Below are 18701 nucleotides of genomic sequence, written 5' to 3' on the forward strand. Positions count from 1 at the left end.
CGCAGCGGGCCGACAGGGCGTCGGCCCGGCGCTGACGAAGGCCGTCAGCGCGTCAGCAGCAATATCTTCAGCTGAAGAATTCCTTGGCCTTGTCGAACCAGCCCTTGTCGGTCGGGCTGTGCTTGTCGCCACCCTTCTTGAGCGATTCGTCGAGCTCCTTGAGCAGCTTGCGCTGGTGCTCGGTGAGCTTCACGGGCGTTTCCACGCGCACGTGGCAGTACAGGTCGCCCGGGTAGCTCGAACGCACGCCCTTGATGCCCTTGCCGCGCAGGCGGAACTGCTTGCCGCTTTGCGTGCCGTCGGGAATGTCGATGGCGGCCGCGCCCTTGAGCGTGGGCACGTTGATCTCGCCGCCGAGTGCCGCGGTGGTGACGCTCACGGGCACCACGCAGTGCAGGTCGTCGCCGTCGCGCTCGAACAGGTCGTGCTTCTTGAGGCGGATCTCGATGTACAGGTCGCCGGGCGGCCCGCCGTTGGTGCCGGGCTCGCCGTTGCCGGTGCTGCGGATGCGCATGCCGTCGTCGATGCCGGCCGGAATCTTCACTTCGAGCGTCTTGTTGTTCTTGATCTTGCCCTGGCCGTGGCACACGGTGCACGGGTCAGGAACGATCTTGCCGCTGCCGTGGCAGGTCGGGCAGGTCTGCTGCACGCTGAAGAAGCCCTGGCGCATCTGCACGGCGCCCGCGCCGTGGCAGGTGGTGCAAGTGATGGGCTTGGTGCCGGGCTTGGCGCCGGAGCCGTGGCAGGTGCCGCAGTCGTCCCAGCTCGGGATGCGGATCTGGGCGTCCTTGCCCTCAGCCGCTTCCTCGAGCGTGACTTCCATCGCGTAGCTCAGGTCGCTGCCGCGGAACACCTGGCGTCCGCTGCTGGTGCGGCCACGGCCGCCACCGCCGAACACGTCGCCGAAGATGTCGCCGAAGGCTTCCGCGAAACCGCCGAAGCCTTCCGCGCCCGGGCCGCCGCGCATGTTGGGGTCGACGCCGGCATGGCCGTACTGGTCATAGGCGGCGCGCTTCTGGCCGTCCGACAGCATCTCGTAGGCTTCCTTCACCTCCTTGAACTTGGCCTCGGCGTCCTTGCTGGTGTCGCCGTGGTTGCGGTCGGGGTGGTGCTTCATCGCAAGCTTGCGATAAGCCTTCTTGATTTCGTCCTCGTTGGCGTTCTTGGGAACGCCGAGGGTTTCGTAGTAGTCGCGTTTGGTGGCCATGGCAGCAGATTCGGTCGGGCGGCGGGAACTCGGGGACTGGAAGCGAGAAAGGCTGGAGCACCTGTTCAGGTGTTCCAGCCTTGTGCAAGGGACTGAAGATCAGCCCTTCTTGACTTCCTTGACTTCGGCGTCGACCACGTTGTCGTCGGCCTGCGCGCTGGCGGAGGCTTCCGAACCTGCCGGGCCGCTGGCTGCCGAGGCGCTGGCCGCGGCGGCCTGCGATTCGGCATACATCTTTTCGCCGAGCTTCTGGCTCGCGGTCATCAGCGTGTTGGTCTTTTCCTCGATCACGGCCTTGTCTTCACCCTTGAGGGCTTCTTCGACGTCCTTGATCGCGGCTTCGATCGCGTCCTTCTCGGCGGCTTCGAGGCTGGCCCCGTGCTCGCCGAGCGACTTCTTCACGCTGTGCACCATGGCTTCGCCCTGGTTGCGCGCCTGCACGAGTTCGAGCTTCTTCTTGTCGTCTTCGGCGTTGAGCTCGGCGTCTTTGACCATCTTCTGGATCTCGTCTTCGCTCAAGCCCGAGTTCGCCTTGATGGTGATCTTGTTTTCCTTGCCGGTGCCCTTGTCCTTGGCGCCGACGTGCAGGATGCCGTTGGCGTCGATGTCGAAGCTCACTTCGATCTGCGGCGTGCCGCGCGATGCCGGCGGAATGCCTTCGAGGTTGAACTCGCCCAGGGCCTTGTTGCCCGAAGCGATTTCGCGCTCGCCCTGGAACACCTTGATCGTCACGGCCGGCTGGTTGTCTTCGGCGGTCGAGAAGGTCTGTGCGAACTTCGTCGGGATCGTGGTGTTCTTCGTGATCATCTTGGTCATCACGCCACCCATGGTCTCGATGCCCAGCGACAGCGGGGTCACGTCGAGCAGCAGCACGTCCTTGCGGTCACCCGAGAGCACCTGGCCCTGGATGGCGGCGCCGACAGCCACGGCTTCGTCGGGGTTCACGTCCTTGCGCGGTTCCTTGCCGAAGAAGGCCTTCACCTTTTCCTGCACCTTGGGCATGCGGGTCATGCCGCCGACCAGGATCACGTCGTTGATGTCGTTCACGCTGATGCCGGCGTCCTTGATGGCCAGGCGGCAAGGCGCAATGGTGCGCTCGACCAGCTCGTCGACCAGGCTTTCCAGCTTGGCGCGGGTGAGCTTGATGTTCAGGTGCTTCGGACCCGACGCATCGGCCGTGATGTACGGCAGGTTGATGTCGGTCTGCGCGCTGTTCGACAGCTCGATCTTGGCCTTTTCAGCGGCTTCCTTCAGGCGTTGCAGGGCGAGCACGTCCTTGCCCAGGTCGACGCCTTGTTCCTTTTTGAACTCGCCGATGATGTAGTCGATGATGCGCTGGTCGAAGTCTTCGCCGCCCAGGAAGGTGTCGCCGTTGGTCGACAGCACTTCGAACTGCTTCTCGCCGTCGACGTCCGCGATTTCGATGATCGACACGTCGAAGGTACCGCCGCCCAGGTCATACACGGCGATCTTGCGGTCGGCCTTGTCCTGCTTGTCCAGGCCGAAGGCCAGGGCTGCAGCGGTGGGTTCGTTGATGATGCGCTTGACGTCCAGGCCCGCGATGCGGCCGGCGTCCTTGGTGGCCTGGCGCTGTGCGTCGTTGAAGTACGCCGGCACCGTGATCACGGCTTCGGTGATGGTTTCGCCGAGGTAGTCTTCGGCGGTCTTCTTCATCTTGCGCAGGATGTCGGCGCTGACCTGCTGCGGGGCCATCTTCTTGCCGCGCACTTCCACCCATGCGTCGCCGTTGTCGGCCTTGGCGATGGTGTAGGGCATCAGGTCGATGTCCTTCTGGACTTCTTTTTCCTCGAACTTGCGGCCGATCAGGCGCTTGATCGCGTACAGCGTGTTCTTGGGGTTGGTGACGGCCTGGCGCTTGGCCGAGGCACCGACCAAGACTTCACCGTCTTCCTGGTACGCGACGATCGACGGCGTGGTGCGGGCACCTTCCGAGTTCTCGATCACACGCGTGGTGTTGCCTTCCATGATCGACACGCACGAGTTGGTGGTGCCGAGGTCGATGCCGATGATCTTTGCCATGTTCTTACTCCTGAAATTCGGAAAAATATGTTGTTATGAACTTGTGGATAACCCGGCGTGATTCAAGGGATGACGCGGGGATTTCCTGTGGGAATCTTGTGGGCCGATGCCGCTTTTACTTGGGCGCGGCCACGGTGACCAGCGCCGGGCGCAGCACGCGCTCGTTGATGGTGTAGCCCTTTTGCAGGAGGCCGACCACGGTGTTGGCTTCCTGGTCGGCGGGCACCATCGAGATGGCCTGGTGCAGGTGCGGGTCGAACTTGTCGCCGGCGGCGGGGGCCACTTCGATCACCTTGTTGCGTTCGAGCGCGCTCTTGAGCTGGCGCAGCGTGGCCTCGGCGCCTTCGCGGATCTGCTCGGGCGTGGCGTCCTTGATGGCCAAGCCGGCTTCGAGGCTGTCGGTCACCGGCAGCAGGCTCTCGGCAAAGGCCTCGACCGCGAACTTGCGGGCCTTGGTGATCTCGTCGTCGGCGCGGCGGCGGGCGTTCTGCACGTCGGCTTGCGCGCGCAGGTACTGGTCGGCCAGTTCGACGTTCTTGGCCTGCAGGGCAGCCAACTCGCCTTGTGCCACGGCCAGGGCGTCGAGCGCCTCGGCTTCGTTGGCGGCGTGCGCGGCCTCCAGTTCTTCGGGACTGGGCTCGCCTTGCAGCATTTGAGAATTCTGTGCGGATTGTTGCGGGTCAGACATTTTTCAAAGAACCGGCGTGCGCCGGAAAACAAACACAGCCAGCCACTTGGGGCTGGTCTAGGGCTTTTCAAGCGTAAAAATGCGGCCAAAACGGCCGCAAGAGGGGGCGAAGTGACTTTCGCGAGAGACACCGCGGAACCGGCTTTGCCGGGCCGCTGGTGTCGCCCCCGGTAGGGGGTTGGCGCAGCGGACACGAAGTGCCGCGCAGCCTGGGGGCGAGCCCTTAATGCGCGTCGAGGAGCTCGACGTCGAACTTCAGGGTGGCGTTCGGGGGGATCACGCCACCGGCGCCGCGGGCACCGTAGCCCAGCGCAGCGGGGATGACCAGCGTGCGCTTGCCGCCGATCTTCATGCCGGCGACGCCTTCGTCCCAGCCCTTGATGACCTGGCCGGCGCCCAGCGAGAACGCGAAGGGGTCGTTGCGGTCGCGGCTGGAGTCGAACTTGGCGCCTTGCACGCCGTCGTTGAAGAGCCAGCCGGTGTAGTGCACATGCACGTGGTGGCCGGCCTTGGCTTCAGCGCCGGTGCCGACTTCGGTGTCTTCGTATTGCAGGCCGGAGGGGGTGGTAGGCATGGGAAACGCTCCTTGCGTCGATGAAATGGGAGAGGAATCGGAGCCGCGGAGTTTACCGAGGCTCGGAGCGCCCCCGCTTCAGCCCTGGCTGTCGGAGCCGGACGGCGTCGTTGCGGGAGGCGTTGCGTCGGGTGCGGAAGGCGCGGGCGTCACCGGTGTGGACGCCTCGGCAGAGGTCGGCTGGGCGGCGGCCGGCCCTGCGGCCTTCTTGCTCTGCCCCAGCTGCCACTTGGCGGCGAAGGCCTGCAGGTCGGACAGGCGCTTGAGCAGGTCTTGCCCGCTCAGCGTGAGGCAGTAGCCGTCGCTGCCGTGGCTCACGACGCCGGCTTCGCGCAACTCTTTGATGCGGGTGTTGAGGGTGTTGGGAGTGATGCCGCCGACGCTGTCCTGCAGCAGCCGGAAGGTTTGGGCATGGCCGTCGCGCAGGGCCCACAGCACACGCAGCGCATAGCGGGCTTCGAGCAGGGCGAGCAACTGGCTGATGGCTGCGTTTTCCTTGGTACTCATCGACATCATCTCCTCGAAGCTGGGCGGACCGTCGGCCGGGGGCGGGCCGGGGCGGCGCACTCTTGTTTGTGATTGGTCGTCATGGACCGTCTGACTGGCCGACGACTATAGCGCGAAGGATCAGGATGCTACTGGTTTTATAGCTGTGCAGGCATGCAGCATGCGGGTTTCGAGACAAAGCTTCACAAATCAGGCGTAGTTGGCCATGGCTTCGCCCAGGCGGATCGCGCGGGTGGGCGACCAGTCCGGGTTGAAGGCCAGCGCAGGCGCCGGGAACAGCATGACGACGGTCGAGCCCAGCAAGAACCGGCCCATCTCGTCGCCTTTGCGGATGTCGATCTGCTGGTCGTTGTAATGCCACTCGCGCAGCTCGCCCACGCGCGGCGGGTTGACCACGCCGTGCCACACGGTGGCCATGCTGCCCACGATGGTGGCGCCCACCAGCACGAGCACGAAGGGGCCGTTGGCCGATTCGAAGACGCACACCACGCGCTCGTTGCGCGCGAACAGGCCGGGCACGCCGCGCGCGGTGGTCGGGTTGACCGAGAACAGGTCGCCGGGCACATGGATCATGCGCACCAGCCGCCCGTCGCAGGGCATGTGGATGCGGTGGTAGTCCTTGGGGCTCAGGTACAGCGTGGCAAAGCTGCCGTGCGCGAACTTGGCGGCCAGCGCCGCGTCGCCGCCGACCAGCGCGGTGGTCGTGTAGTTGTGGCCCTTGGCCTGGAAGATCTGGTCGCCCTCGATGGCGCCGAACTGGCTGATGGCGCCGTCCACGGGGCAGACGAGGTCGGCCTGTGCGAGCGGGCGCATGCCGGGCTTGAGGGCACGCGTGAAGAACTGGTTGAAGCTCTTGTAGTGATGAATATCGGACTCGAGCGCTTCGCCCATGTCGACGCCGTACTTGGCAACGAAGCGGCGAATGATCCAGGTGGTGACCGCGCCTCGTTCCTTGCCTGCGACCCAGCCGGCGAAATTGGTCAGGGCCTGCTTGGGGAACAGGTATTGGGGCAGAACTGCGGAGCGATCGGACACGTTGTGAAAGGCCTGGAATGCGGAATCGGACGGGCATTCTATAAAGCGCTTCCCTTGGGGAGCGTAGGAAGCTTCCCTTGGTTCGCGAGGCGGGCGCTCTTTGTGGGGCACGCGCCCGGCGGGCGGCGCGGCGCGGTCGGCCCCACTGTGCCGGCCGCTGCGCGGCTGCCCTGCGGTGCTCGCGTTTCGCGGGGTCTCGCAGAACTCGCCTGCGGCTCAAACAGCTGCGAGCCCTGATCCGCGAAACGCTGCGCGCCTCGGCGGCACAGAGGGGCCGCCCGCACCACACCGCCCACCGGGCGCTTGTGGGGGTGTGGAGGCTGTCGGGCGCCGCTGCTGAGGGGGCGGGTCAGTCGGCCTTGATGCCTGCTGCCTTGATCACCTGCGCCCACTTCTCGACTTCGGCCTTCTGGAACGCTGCGATCTGTGCGGTCGTCAGGTCGGCGGGCTCCATGCCGAAGCCCTTGAGCTTGTCCTGCATCTCGGGCGTCGCGAGGATCTTGCGGATCTCGGTGTGCAGGCGCTCGACCACGGGGGCGGGCGCGCCGGCGGGCACGAAGATCGCCTGCCACGACACCACCTCGAAGTCCTGCAGGCCGGGCACGCCCGACTCGGCGACCGTGGGCACGTCGGGCATCGAGGCCAGGCGCTTGGCCGAGGTGACGGCAATGGCGCGCAGCTTGCCGCTCTGGATGTGCGGGCCGGCCACCACGGTGGTGTCGAACATCATGTCGACCTGGCCGCCGATCACGTCCTGGATCGCCGGGCCGCTGCCCTTGTACGGGATGTGCGTGAACTTCACGCCCGACTTGAAGCCCAGCAGCTCCAGCGCCAGGTGCTGCGAAGTGCCCGTGCCCGCCGAGGCCGACGAGAGGCCGCCGGCCTTGGCCTTGCTCGCGGCGATCACGTCCTTCAGCGTCTTGTAGGGGCTGGCCTGGTTCACCACCAGCACGACCGGGTTGGTGCCGATCAGCGTCACGGGCGCGAACGACTTCTGCGGGTCGTAGCCCAGCTTGGGGTACAGGCTCACGTTGATGGCGTGCGAGCTGATCGTGCCGCCCACCAGCGTGAAGCCGTCGGGCGCGGCGCGCGCGCCGATCTCGGAGCCCACGCTGCCGCCGGCGCCGCCCTTGTTGTCGATGATCACGCTCGTCCCGAGCGCGGTGCCGAGCCTCTGGCCGATGAGGCGGCCCAGCACGTCGGTGGTGCCGCCCGCGGGGAAGGGCACGAGGTAGGTGATGGCCTTGCCCGTGGGCCAGGTGGTGCCGCCTTGCGCAAAGGCGGGCAGGGCCGCGGCGAGCGAAACGGCGAGGGCGGACTGGATGAGTGTGCGGCGTTGCATGGCAGTGTCTCCTTGTCGTGGGGCGTTCACGGCTTGATGTTGAGCTTGGTGATCAGCGCCTTGAAGTAGGCGTTGTCCTTGGCCAGCGTGTCCTTGAACACGGCGCCGTCGGTGTAGACGTAGCCCAGGTTCTGGCGGTCCATCACCTCGTGCATGAGCGGCTCGGCCGCGGTCTTGGCGGTGATCTCGCGCAGCTTGGCCATCACTTCAGGCGGCGTGTTTTTTGGCGCGCCCAGGCCGCGCCACGTGCCGATCGACAGGTCGATGCCGCGCTCCTTGGCGGTCGGGATCTTCTCGAAGCCCTTCACGCGCTTGTCGGCCATCACCATCAGCACCTTGAGCTTGCCGCCCTGCACGTGCGTCGTGACTTCGGCGGGGCTCACGGCCACGGCCTCGATGTGACCGCCCAGCAGCGCCAGCACGGCGGGCGCGGCGCCCTGGTAGGGGATGTGGCCGAACTTGGTGCCCGTCTTGTCTTCGAGGGCGGCGGCGGCCAGGTGCCAGATCGAGCCGTTGCCCGAGTTGCCCACGCGGATGCCCTCGGGCGACTTCTTTGCGGCAGCCAGGAACTCTTCGATCGTGTTCCACGGCGCATCGGCCTTCACGGTGATCGCGGCCGGGTCGGCATTGAGCTGCGCAATCGGCTGGAAGTCGTCGTAGTTGAACTTGGCCAGGCCCAGGTGCGGCAGCGTGAGCAGCTCCACGGTGAGCACCGCGAGCTTGTAGCCGTCGGGCTTGGCGTTGATCACCTCGGTCCAACCGATGGCGCCGCCCGCGCCGGGGCGGTTGACGATCACGATGCTCTGCGAGATGTGCTTGCGGCTCGCCTCGGAAAACGCGCGCGCCAGGCCGTCGGTGCCGCCGCCGGGCTGGTAGGGCACGAGCAGCTCGATGGTGCGGTTCGGGAAGTCGTTGGCTTGCGCCGCGGCGGGCGCGGCCAGGCCGAACGAGAGGGCGGCGGTGGCCGAAAGTGCGGCAATGCCGCGGACGAACTGGCTTCTTTGCATGGTGTCTCTGTCTCCGTTGTTGATCTGTTGTGTGGCGCAGGGGAGGGCGCAGGCGTCAGGGCATGTACTGCCCGCCGTTCACCTCGAGCACCTGGCCCGTCACGTAGCCCGAGAGCTGTTCGGACGCGAGGTACAGGAAGGCGCCCACGCATTCGTCGGCCGTGCCCAGGCGCCCCATCGGGATGCCGGTCTTGAAGGTCTCGAGCATTGCGGGCGTCGAGAAGCGGTCCTGGAACGGCGTCTGGATCACGCCCGGCGCCACCGCGTTCACGCGGATGCGGTCGCCCACGAGTTCCCGGGCCAGGCCGTGCGTCGCGGTGCTCACGAAGCCCTTGGCGCCCGCGTACAGGTAGGCGCCGGGGCCGCCGCCGGTGCGCGCGGCCACCGAGGTCACGTTGATGATGGCGCCGCTGCCTTGCTTGCGCATCTGCGGCACCGTCTCGCGGCAGAAGGCCAGCACCGAGCGCGCGTTGATGTGCATCACCTCGTCGAACAGCGCATCGTCGAACTCGGCAATGGGCATGCGCTTGACCAGGCTGCCGGCGTTGTTCACGAGCACGTCGATGCGGCCGAACTGTGCCGTCGTTGCCTGCACGCAGGCGCGGACCGCGGCCGTGTCGCGCACGTCGGCCTGCAGCGCGAAGGCCGTGCCGCCGGCGGCACGGATGGTGTCGACGACACGGGTCGCCGCCTCGGCCGAACTGTTGTAGTGCACCGCCACGCGCATGCCGCGCGCGGCAAACGCGATGGCCACTGCCGCACCGATGCCGGTGCTGGCGCCTGTGACGAGGGCGGTCTTGTCCTTGAGGTCTTCCATGGCTGTGCTCCGTGTGGGTGAGTCGATCAGGTGACCGGGGCCGGGTTGAACAGCACCAGCGCGTTGTGCAGCTTCCAGTGCTCGGCCCAGGTCTTCTTGCGGCCGCTGGCCACCTCGAGCATCAGGCGGAACATTTCCCAGCCGATGTCTTCGATGCTGGCTTCGCCGTCGGCGATGCGGCCCGCGTTCACGTCCATCAGGTCGTGCCAGCGACGCGCGAGGTCGCTGCGCGTGGCGACCTTGATCACCGGCACCTCGGCCAGCCCGTAGGGCGTGCCGCGGCCGGTGGTGAACACGTGCAGGTTCATGCCGGCCGCCAGTTGCAGCGTGCCGCAGATGAAGTCGCTGGCGGGCGTGGCGGCGTAGATGAGGCCCTTCTGCTTCACCTTCTCGCCGGGCGCGAGCACGCCGGTGATCGGCGACGAGCCCGACTTCACGATCGAGCCCATCGCCTTCTCGACGATGTTCGACAGCCCGCCCTTCTTGTTGCCGGGCGTGGTGTTGGCGCTGCGGTCGACGCGGCCCTGGTGCAGGTAGGCGTCGTACCAGGCCATCTCGCGGATCATCGCGTCGGCCACTTCGGGCGTGGACGCGCGCGAGGTGAGCTGGTCGATGCCGTCGCGCACTTCGGTCACTTCCGAGAACATCACGGTGGCGCCCGCGCGCACCAGCAGGTCGGTGCAAAAGCCCACGGCCGGGTTGGCGGTGACGCCCGAGAAGGCGTCGCTGCCGCCGCACTGCACGCCCACGACGAGTTCGCTGGCGGGCACGGTCTCGCGTCGGCGTTGGTTCAGGCGCGCGAGGTGCACGTCGGCCTGGCGCATCACCGAATCGATCATCGACATGAAGCCGACGTGCGCATCGTCCTGCAGGCAGACCACGTCGAGATCTTCGGCAGGCGCACCGCGCTGGTCGGTGATCGGGATGGTGCCGGGCGGCAGCAACCGCTCGGGCTGCAGCTTCTCGCAGCCCAGGCTCACGACCATCACCTCGCCGCCGAAATTCGGGTTGAGGCTGATGTTGCGCAAGGTGCGGATCGGCACGATGGCGTCGGGCGCGTCGATGGCGACGCCGCAGCCGTACGTGTGCTCCAGCGCCACCACGTCATCGACGTGCGGGTACTTCGGCAGCAGCTCGGCCTTGATGCGTGCCACGGCGAACTCGGTCACGCCGGCCACGCACTGCACGGTCTGCGTGATGGCCAGGATGTTGCGCGTGCCCACCGAGCCGTCGGCGTTGCGGTAGCCCTCGAAGGTGTAGCCCTCGAGCGGCGGCAGGGCAGGGGGCTTGACCGTGGCAATAGGCAGGCCGTCGAGCTCGGGCGCGACCGGCATGCGCATCACGCGCTCGTGCACCCAGCTGCCGCGCGGCAGCGCCTTGAGCGCGTAGCCGATCACCACGTTGTAGCGCACGATGGCCGCGCCTTCGGCCAGGTCGGTCAGCGCCACCTTGTGCCCTTGGGGCACGGTGTCGACCAGCACGAGGCCGTCGTCGAAGGCCGTGCCCGCCTTGAGGCCGCCGTCGTTCGCAACAATGGCGACGTTGTCGGCCGCGTGGATGCGGATGTAAAGCGGCGGTCGGGTGTTCGCATCGGCCATCGTGAGGCCCTTTCTTCTGTCTTTACTTCACCACCATGAACAGGCCCGGGAGCCAGGTGGAAAACGCGGGAACAAAGGTAACCACCCCGAGCGCAAAGATCAATGCGCCATAGAAGGGCCAGATCGTTCGCATCACCGTGCCCACCGACACCCCGCCGATGGCGCAGCCGACGAACTGGGTGGTGCCCACGGGCGGCGTGTTCAGGCCGAGCGCGCAGTTGATGAGCATCACCACGCCGAACTGCACCGATGTCATGCCGTAGTGCTGGGCAATGGGCAGGAAGATCGGCGTGCACAGCAGGATCGTCGCGGCCATGTCCAGGAAGGTGCCCAGCACGAACAGGATGATGTTGATGAGCAGGAAGATCATCCACGGCGTGGTCGTCACCTGCGACAGCATCTCGCCCGTGAGCTGGGCCACGCCGTACAGGCTGATGAGGTAGCCGAAGGTGCTCGAGATGCCGATGAGCAGCAGGATCACGCCCGTGGTGCGCACCGCCTTCGCAGCAGCCTTGATGAAGTGCTCCCACTTCAGCGTGCGGTACACGAAGATCGTGAGCGCCAGCGCATAGAGCACCGCCACCGCCGCCGATTCGGTCGCCGTGAAGATGCCCGACAGGATGCCGCCGAGGATCAGCACCACGATGAACAGGCCCGGCAGGGCGGCTGCGAACGAACGCGCCACGATCTCCCAGCCCGGGAACTTGCCGGCCGGATAGCCGCGCTTCACGGCCACGAGGTAGGCCGCCGCGAGGTTGCTGATGGTGAGCACGGCCGCCGGCAGCAGCGCCGCCAGAATCAGCGCCGCGATCGACACCTTGCCGCCCGCTGCGAGCGAGTAAATGATGAGGTTGTGGCTCGTCGGCATGAGCGCACCGACCAGTGCCGCGTGCGTTGTCACGTTGACGGCGTAGTCGGCGTGGTAGCCCTCCTTCTTCATCATCGGGATCATCACGGCGCCCATGGCCGAGACGTCCGCCACGGGCGAGCCCGAGACGCCACCGAACAAGGTGCAGGCCACCACGTTCGACATGCCGAGGCCGCCGCGCACGTGGCCTACGAGGTTGCGCGCAAAGTTGACGATGCGGTCCGCGATGCCGCCGTAGAGCATGAGTTCGCCGGCGAAGATGAAGAACGGAATCGCGAGGAACGAGAAGATGCCCATGCCGGAGGTCATCTGCTGGAAGCCCACCGCGAGCGGCAGGCCTTCGTACAGAAGCGTAGCCAGGGCCGAGAGGCCGATCGAGAACGCCACCGGCACGCCGAGCAGCAGGAACAGCGTGAACGAGAGGCAAAGAATGAGAAGAGGGGTCGTCATGATGAGGTTCAGCCCCAGGCGGGTTCGACTTCGCGGCCTTGAGCGAGCGCGATGATGTGTTCGATCGAGAACATCACGATGAGGACGCCCGACACGGCGGCGGGCACGTACTTCCAGCCTTCGGAAATCCACAGCGTGGGCAATCTGTAGTCCCACACCGATTCGGCGAGCGAGGCGCAGTTCCAGGCCATGGCGAGGCCGAAGATCAGGATCAGCACGTGGATGAGGTATTCCATCTTCAGGCGCAGCCAGTCGGGCGCGAGCACGAGGAAAGATTCAAGCCCGATGTGGCCCGCGTCGCGCACGCCCACGGCCACGCCCAGCATGGTCACGTAGAGCACCAGCAGCAGCGCGAGGCTCTCGGCCCAGGTGGGGGTGTTGTTGAGCACGTAGCGGCCGAACACCTGCCAGCTCACGGCGCAGATCACCGCGACGAGACCGAGGATGCCCATCCACATGCAGGCACGGGCGAGCGTGCGGCAAAGTTTGGTGTACATGAAGGTTCTTCTGTGTCTTCCTCCCTCCCCCTCTGGGGGAGGGTTGGGGTGGGGGCACGCGGCGCATGCATGAGCGCTGTCGTGCCCCCATCCCGGCCTTCCCCCGGCGGGGGAAGGAGCCAATACGGCGAGGGGCTTACTTCGTGTCCTGGACGCGCTTCACGAGATCCTTGAGCTTCGCGTCCGTGATGAACTTGTCGTACACCGGCTTCATCGCGGCCTGGAACGGGGCCTTGTCGACGTCGATGATCTCGGCGCCGCCGGCCTTCACCGTGGCCAGCGACTTCACTTCACGCTCCTGCCACTGCTTGCGCATGTAGGGCACGGATTCCTTGGCGGCCTGGCGCAGCCAGCCTTGCTCTTCGGTGGAGAGCTTGTCCCACACGCGCTTGGAGAACAGCAGCATCTCGGGGGCCATCGAGTGCTCGGTCTTGCTGTAGTACTTGGCGACCTCGAAGGCGCGTGCGCTTTCGTAGGTGGGGTAGTTGTTTTCTGCGGCGTCGATGAGGCCGGTCTTCAGGCCGGTGTACACCTCGCCCATGGGCATCGGCGTGGCGTTGGCGCCCATGGCTTCGAGCATCGACACCCACAGGTCGGACTGCTGCACGCGGACCTTCAGGCCCTTCATGTCGGCGAAGTTGCGAACGGCCTTCTTGGCCGTGAACATCGAGCGCGCGCCGCTGTCGTAGTAGGCCAGGCCCACGAAGCCCTGCTTCTCGCACGACTTCAAAATTTCTTCACCGACCGGACCGTCGAGCACCTTGTGCAGGTGGTCGACCGAGCGGAACAGGAAGGGCATGGTCGGCACCTGCGTCTCGGGGCAGATGTTGTTCATGGGCGCGATGTTCACGCGCACCATCTGCAGCGCGCCGATCTTGGTCTGCTCGATCGTGTCTTTCTCGTTGCCGAGCGCGCTGTTGTTGAAGACCTTGATGCTGTGCTTGCCCCCGGACAGCGCCTTGAGCCGTTCGCTCATGAACTTCACGGCGGTTACGGTGGGGTAGTCGTCGGGGTGGATGTCGGCCGAGCGGAACTCGGTGGCGCCTGCAGCCAGTGTGGTCAACGCGGCTGCAGCGCCGGCAGCAAGTGCGATGAGTGTCTTGTAGAGCTTCATTTGTCTCGTCCTCTTGGTGGTTGTCGTAAACAGAAAGAAAGGGGTCAGCCGAACGCCGGCTCGGGCACACCGGCCACGCCGGGTCGCAGCGCAAACACGCCGCCGGCCAGCGGCTGGTCCGACAGGTCGATGCCGCCGGGGCGGATCGAGGTGACGAACAGCGTGTCGAGGTTTGGGCCGCCGAAGGCGCACATGGCGGGCTTCTTCACCGGCACGGCGAGCGAGCGGTCGAGCCGGCCGTCGGGCGTGAAGCGGTGCACCAGGCCGGCGTCGTTGCCGCAGATCCAGTAGCAGCCGTCGACGTCCATGGCCGCGCCATCGGGGCGGCCGGGCAGGGGCTGCATGTCAATGAACAGGCGCCTGTTGTGGGGCGTGCCGGTGTCGGTGTCGTAGTCGAAGGCCCAGACGGCCTGCACGCTCGGGTGCGAGTCCGACAGGTACATCGTGCGGCCGTCGGGGCTGAAGGCCAGGCCGTTGGGCACGATCAGGTCGTCCAGTTGCAGCGTCGCGCTGTCGTCGCCGGCGCCGTAGCGGTACAGGCGGCCGACGCGTGCGCCGGCGGCCATGTCGAGCAACATCGTGCCGGCCCAGAAACGGCCCTGCCGGTCGCAGCGGCCGTCGTTGAAGCGCATGCCCGGCGCGGCGTGCGCCACCGGGGCGAGCGGCGTGGCCGCGAGCGTGCCGTCGGCGCGCGGGCGCAGCGAGAACAGGCCGCTTTCCATGCCGGCGATCCACTCGCCGGGCTGGCCGGCACGGGGAGCGATGCAGGCGATCATTTCATCGGCCTGCCACGTCGCATGGCCTTCGGCGGCGTGCCAGCGGTTGAGCGTGCGCGCGGGAATGTCGACCCAGTAGAGCGCCTGCTCCGTGGCCAGCCACACGGGGCTTTCGCCCGTGCCGTTGCGCGCGTCGAGAACGAGTTCGGCTTGCATCGGGTGCCGCGCGTTCAGTCGCCGAACGGGCCTTGTGCGGTGAACGCGCCGCCCTGGTAGATGGCGTTCGGGTCGGTGGGCGCCACCTTCGGCTGCGCCTCGACCTTGTCGCGGAACACCTCGGAGCTGTCTTGCGGCACGAAGCCCAGGTGCGCGGCGGCGGCGTTGTCCCACCACAGGTCGCGGTTGGCCGACATGCCGTAGACCACCGTGTGCTTCACGTCGGGCGTGAAGAGCGACTTTTCGATCAGCGTCGTCAGGTCGCGGTAGCTGAGCCAGGTGCTCATCATGCGGCGGTTGAGCGGCTCGGGGAACGACGAGCCGATGCGGATGCTCACCGTTTCGATGGCCCAGCGGTCGAAGTAGAACTGCGCCATGTCTTCGCCGAAGGACTTCGACAGGCCGTAGTAGCCGTCGGGCCGGCGCGCGGCGTGCGCGTCGATGTGTTCGTCTTGCTTGTAGAAGCCGATCACGTGGTTCGAGCTGGCGAACACCACGCGCTTCACGCCGTGGCGGCGCGCAGCCTCGTACAGGTTGAACACGCCCTTGATGTTGGCTTCGAGCACTTCTTCAAACGGGCGCTCGACCGACACGCCGCCGAAGTGGGCGATGGCGTCGCAGCCGGCCACCAGCGCATCGACCGCGGCCTTGTCGGACAGGTCGCAGGGCACGACTTCTTCATGCGCACCCGTGGCCGGCGCGATGTCGGCGATGTCAGAGAGGCGGATCACGTTCGCAAACGGTGCGAGCCGCTCGCGCAGCACGCGGCCCAGGCCGCCGGCGGCGCCGGTCAGCAGCAAGCGGCCGAGTGGGGAGGAGGGGGCTTCAGGCGTCGACATGTCTTCGAGATGTGTGATGGGAAGCGGAGGGAGTGGACAACTTCGTCACCGTTTTTAGGTGATAAGTTATCTGTTGTCGTACAACTGTGAGGGGATTATGATCGTCGCCATGGCCCAAACGACTGCGGGTAATCCCGAGGTTCAGAAAACGACCGCCGACAACCCGGCGGGAAGCGCCGCCTTCGTCGGGCGGCCGCGCCAGCGCGCGCGCGGCTTGGCGCACGGGCTGGTGGAAGACCTGGGCGAGAAGATCCGCAGCCAGTCGCTGCGGCCGGGCGACAAGCTGCCGACCGAGTCGGCCATCATGCAGGCCTATGGCGTGAGCCGCACCGTGGTGCGCGAGGCGCTGTCGAAGCTGCAGGCGGGCGGGCTGGTCGAGACGCTGCACGGCGTGGGCACCTTCGTGCTGCAGCCGCGCCCGGGTGGCATGGGCGGGGTGTTCCGCCTCGATCCCGGTGAGATCGCGACCTCGGTCGACGTGCTCGCCGTGCTCGAGCTGCGCATCAGCCTGGAGACCGAATCCGCCGGGCTGGCCGCAAGCCGGCGCACTGACGAGCAACTGGTCGCCATGCGCCAGGCGCTCGACGCGTTCGAGCAGAACGTCACGGTGGGCGGCGACACCGTGGCGCCCGACTTCGCCTTCCACCTGGAGATTGCGCAGTCGACGGGCAACCCCTACTTCGCCGACATCATGCGGCACCTGGGCACGACGATCATCCCGCGCACGCGCATCAGCGCGATCCGCGTGCAGGACGGCAGCTACCTGAGCCGCGTGAACCGCGAGCACGAAGAAATCTATGCGGCCATTGCGCGCCGCGACCCCGAGTCGGCACGCGCTGCGATGCGCATCCACCTGACCAACAGCCGCGAGCGGCTGCGCATGGCGCAGGAAGCCGCGCAACAGCAAAAAGCCAAGACGGAGGCGGCCGGCAACGGCGCCGCTTCGTCCGACCACACCCCTTCGCGTTGAGTTCGCCCTGAGTTTTCAGGGCTCAAGTCTGGACAAGCTGATTTTCTAGTTGTACGATGACTGATAACATGCGACGCCATCGCGGCCACGCATGCCCCCGCATCGAACTTCAGGAGACAGCACCCATGACCGTCAACCGACGCGGCGCGCTCGGCGCCGCCCTCGCCACCACACTGGCTGCCAGCCTGCCCTTGCACGCTTTCGCGCAAGGGGCGGGCGGCACCTGGCCTTCCAAGCCCATCCGTTTGATCGTGCCGTACCCGCCGGGCGGCTCGTCGGACATCATTGCGCGCGCCATCGGCCAGCCGCTGTCCGAAGCGCTGGGCCAGCCCGTGGTCATCGAGAACCGCGCGGGCGCCAACGGCAACCTCGGCGCCGACATGCTCGCCAAGGCGCCCGGCGACGGCCACACGCTCATGCTGTGCGACCTCGGCGCGCTGGCCATCAGCCCGTCGCTGTACCCCAAGCTGCCCTTCGACCCGACGAAAGACCTGCGCAGCGTGGCCATGCTGGCGTACTCGCCGCACTTGCTGGTGGTGCATCCGTCGGTGCAGGCCAGCACGCTGAAGGAACTCGTCGAGCTGTCGAAGAAGAGCGACCTCAACTTCGCCGTCACCGCCAGCGGCAGCACCGCGCACCTGGCCGGCGTCGAGCTGCAGCGCAAGAGCGGCGCCAAGTGGGAGTACGTGCCTTACAAGGGCGGCGTGCAGGCTGTGCTCGACACCGTCGCGGGCCAGACGCAGGTGCTCATGAACGGCATGCTGGCCACCTACCCGCATGTGCAAAGCGGCAAGCTCAAGCTCATCGCTGTTTCCAAGTCGACGCGCATGCCGCTGATCGGCAACGTGCCGACCATCGCGGAGCAGGGCGTTCCCGGCTACGAGTCGGGCACATGGCAGGGCGTGGTCGCGGCGCGCGGCACCCCTGACGCGGTGATCGCCCGGCTCAACAAGGAACTGGTCCGCATCATCCGCACGCCCGACATCCGGGCGCGCCTTGCGGGGCAGGGCGCCGAGGTCGTGACCATGACCGCGCCCGAGCAGGACCAGTTCTTCGCCAAGGAGCGCGCGCGCTGGGCGCAAGTGATCCAGCAGGCCAATCTCAAGCTCGACTAGTCATGTGGGCCCCCCGGCTTTGCACTCGCTTCGCTCCGTGTCATTCGCCACCCCCCGAGGGGGAGGCGCGGCTCGCCTTGGGGCGGCCCGGCGGCGGCCGCCTCCCCGCTCCCTGAATCTTTTCCTTTTACTTTTTTATTGGAATCTCCGATGAACCCGCAAGAACTCAAGACCATCATGGGCTCCGGCCTGCTCTCGTTCCCGCTGACCGACTTCGACAGCAACGGCGACTTCCACAAGAAGGGCTACGTCGAGCGCCTCGAATGGCTGGCGCCCTACGGTGCGAGCGCGCTGTTCGCCGCGGGCGGCACGGGCGAGTTCTTCTCGCTGACGGGTGAGGAGTACCCCGAGATCATCCAGACCGCGGTCGACACCTGCCGCGGCGTGGTGCCGATCATTGCCGGCGCCGGCGGCCCGACGCGCTTCGCCATCCAATGCGCGCAAGCGGCAGAGAAGGCCGGCGCGCACGGCATCCTGCTGCTGCCGCACTACCTCACCGAAGCCGGCCAGGAAGGCTTGGCCGCGCACGTCGAGGCCGTGTGCAAGAGCGTGAAGTTCGGCGTGATCGTCTACAACCGCGCCTCGAGCCGCCTCAAGCCCGACACGCTGGCCCGCCTGGCCGAGCGCAACCCGAACCTCGTCGGCTTCAAGGACGGCGTGGGCGACATCGAAGCGATGGTCGCCATCTTCCAGAAGATGGGCGACCGCTTCGCCTACCTGGGCGGCCTGCCGACCGCCGAGGTGTATGCCGCGGCCTACAAGGCGATGGGCACGCCCGTGTACTCGTCGGCGGTCTTCAACTTCATTCCGAAGACGGCGATGGACTTCTATCACGCGGTCGCCAACGACGACATGGCCACGCAGCACCACCTGCTGAAGAACTTCTTCATGCCCTACCTGGAGCTGCGCAACCGCGTGCCCGGCTACGCCGTGAGCATCGTCAAGGCGGGCGCCAAGCTCGTCGGCCACGACGCCGGCCCCGTGCGCGCACCGCTCACCGACCTGAAGCCCGACGAGATGGACGCGCTGAAGGCGCTCATCGACACGCTCGGCCCGCAGTAAGCAGGCACTGATCGCAGTAGTCGACCGCACCACAAAACA

General features: G+C 66.7%; 17 protein-coding genes and 1 pseudogene. 3 read left to right on the forward strand and 15 right to left on the reverse strand.

What is annotated here, in order from left to right; genetic code table 11:
- Positions 1 to 67: 67 nt before the first annotated feature.
- From dnaJ to IG196_RS09690, 15 genes and pseudogenes are all read right to left on the reverse strand, one after another.
- Positions 68 to 1207, reverse strand: a complete 1140-nt coding sequence (dnaJ, locus tag IG196_RS09620) for a molecular chaperone DnaJ (protein WP_101492108.1) — start codon at positions 1205 to 1207, stop codon at positions 68 to 70.
- Positions 1208 to 1306: 99 nt separating this feature from the next.
- Positions 1307 to 3247, reverse strand: a complete 1941-nt coding sequence (gene dnaK, locus IG196_RS09625; protein WP_192195966.1) for a molecular chaperone DnaK — start codon at positions 3245 to 3247, stop codon at positions 1307 to 1309.
- Positions 3248 to 3362: 115 nt separating this feature from the next.
- Positions 3363 to 3935, reverse strand: coding sequence for a nucleotide exchange factor GrpE (grpE, locus tag IG196_RS09630; protein WP_101492110.1), 573 nt, complete (start codon positions 3933 to 3935; stop codon positions 3363 to 3365).
- 223 nt (positions 3936 to 4158) lie between these two features.
- Positions 4159 to 4509, reverse strand: a complete 351-nt coding sequence (locus IG196_RS09635) for an FKBP-type peptidyl-prolyl cis-trans isomerase (protein WP_099796131.1) — start codon at positions 4507 to 4509, stop codon at positions 4159 to 4161.
- Between the two features lie 204 nt (positions 4510 to 4713).
- Positions 4714 to 5016, reverse strand: a pseudogene (locus tag IG196_RS09640) (winged helix-turn-helix transcriptional regulator); the annotation flags it as partial.
- A 189-nt stretch (positions 5017 to 5205) separates the two neighbouring features.
- The gene (gene asd / locus IG196_RS09645; protein WP_056582945.1) at positions 5206 to 6051 is read right to left on the reverse strand and encodes an archaetidylserine decarboxylase; all 846 of its coding nucleotides are present in this window, start codon (positions 6049 to 6051) and stop codon (positions 5206 to 5208) included.
- Positions 6052 to 6400: 349 nt separating this feature from the next.
- Entirely contained in the window at positions 6401 to 7393 is a 993-nt protein-coding gene (locus IG196_RS09650) for a Bug family tripartite tricarboxylate transporter substrate binding protein (RefSeq protein ID WP_192195968.1), read from the reverse strand.
- Between the two features lie 26 nt (positions 7394 to 7419).
- Positions 7420 to 8400: a tripartite tricarboxylate transporter substrate binding protein gene (locus IG196_RS09655; RefSeq protein ID WP_192195969.1), complete on the reverse strand. Its 981-nt coding sequence runs from the start codon at positions 8398 to 8400 to the stop codon at positions 7420 to 7422.
- A gap of 55 nt (positions 8401 to 8455) precedes the next feature.
- Positions 8456 to 9217, reverse strand: coding sequence for an SDR family NAD(P)-dependent oxidoreductase (locus tag IG196_RS09660; protein WP_192195970.1), 762 nt, complete (start codon positions 9215 to 9217; stop codon positions 8456 to 8458).
- Positions 9218 to 9243: 26 nt separating this feature from the next.
- Complete coding sequence (gene garD / locus IG196_RS09665; protein ID WP_192195971.1) at positions 9244 to 10815, reverse strand: galactarate dehydratase; 1572 nt, start codon at positions 10813 to 10815, stop codon at positions 9244 to 9246.
- A 22-nt stretch (positions 10816 to 10837) separates the two neighbouring features.
- Complete coding sequence (locus IG196_RS09670) at positions 10838 to 12133, reverse strand: TRAP transporter large permease (RefSeq protein ID WP_192195972.1); 1296 nt, start codon at positions 12131 to 12133, stop codon at positions 10838 to 10840.
- An 8-nt stretch (positions 12134 to 12141) separates the two neighbouring features.
- Positions 12142 to 12630: a TRAP transporter small permease gene (locus IG196_RS09675; RefSeq protein WP_192195973.1), complete on the reverse strand. Its 489-nt coding sequence runs from the start codon at positions 12628 to 12630 to the stop codon at positions 12142 to 12144.
- 136 nt (positions 12631 to 12766) lie between these two features.
- On the reverse strand, positions 12767 to 13744 hold the full coding sequence (locus IG196_RS09680; protein WP_101492117.1) for a TRAP transporter substrate-binding protein: 978 nt from the start codon (positions 13742 to 13744) through the stop codon (positions 12767 to 12769).
- A gap of 44 nt (positions 13745 to 13788) precedes the next feature.
- Complete coding sequence (locus IG196_RS09685; RefSeq protein WP_192195974.1) at positions 13789 to 14676, reverse strand: SMP-30/gluconolactonase/LRE family protein; 888 nt, start codon at positions 14674 to 14676, stop codon at positions 13789 to 13791.
- A gap of 14 nt (positions 14677 to 14690) precedes the next feature.
- Entirely contained in the window at positions 14691 to 15515 is an 825-nt protein-coding gene (locus tag IG196_RS09690) for an NAD-dependent epimerase/dehydratase family protein (RefSeq protein WP_192195975.1), read from the reverse strand.
- A 109-nt stretch (positions 15516 to 15624) separates the two neighbouring features.
- Here IG196_RS09690 and IG196_RS09695 point away from each other — a divergent pair, with 109 nt between their 5' ends.
- The 3 genes from IG196_RS09695 (at position 15625) to kdgD (ending at position 18662) form a co-directional block, all read left to right on the forward strand.
- Positions 15625 to 16485, forward strand: a complete 861-nt coding sequence (locus tag IG196_RS09695) for a FadR/GntR family transcriptional regulator (RefSeq protein WP_225616995.1) — start codon at positions 15625 to 15627, stop codon at positions 16483 to 16485.
- A gap of 125 nt (positions 16486 to 16610) precedes the next feature.
- Positions 16611 to 17600, forward strand: a complete 990-nt coding sequence (locus IG196_RS09700) for a Bug family tripartite tricarboxylate transporter substrate binding protein (protein ID WP_192195976.1) — start codon at positions 16611 to 16613, stop codon at positions 17598 to 17600.
- A gap of 150 nt (positions 17601 to 17750) precedes the next feature.
- Positions 17751 to 18662, forward strand: coding sequence for a 5-dehydro-4-deoxyglucarate dehydratase (gene kdgD / locus IG196_RS09705; protein WP_192195977.1), 912 nt, complete (start codon positions 17751 to 17753; stop codon positions 18660 to 18662).
- The last annotated feature ends 39 nt before the right edge of the window (positions 18663 to 18701 follow it).

The sequence above is a fragment of the Variovorax sp. 38R genome (assembly GCF_014843395.1).
Taxonomy (GTDB): Bacteria; Pseudomonadota; Gammaproteobacteria; order Burkholderiales; family Burkholderiaceae_C; genus Variovorax; species Variovorax paradoxus_H.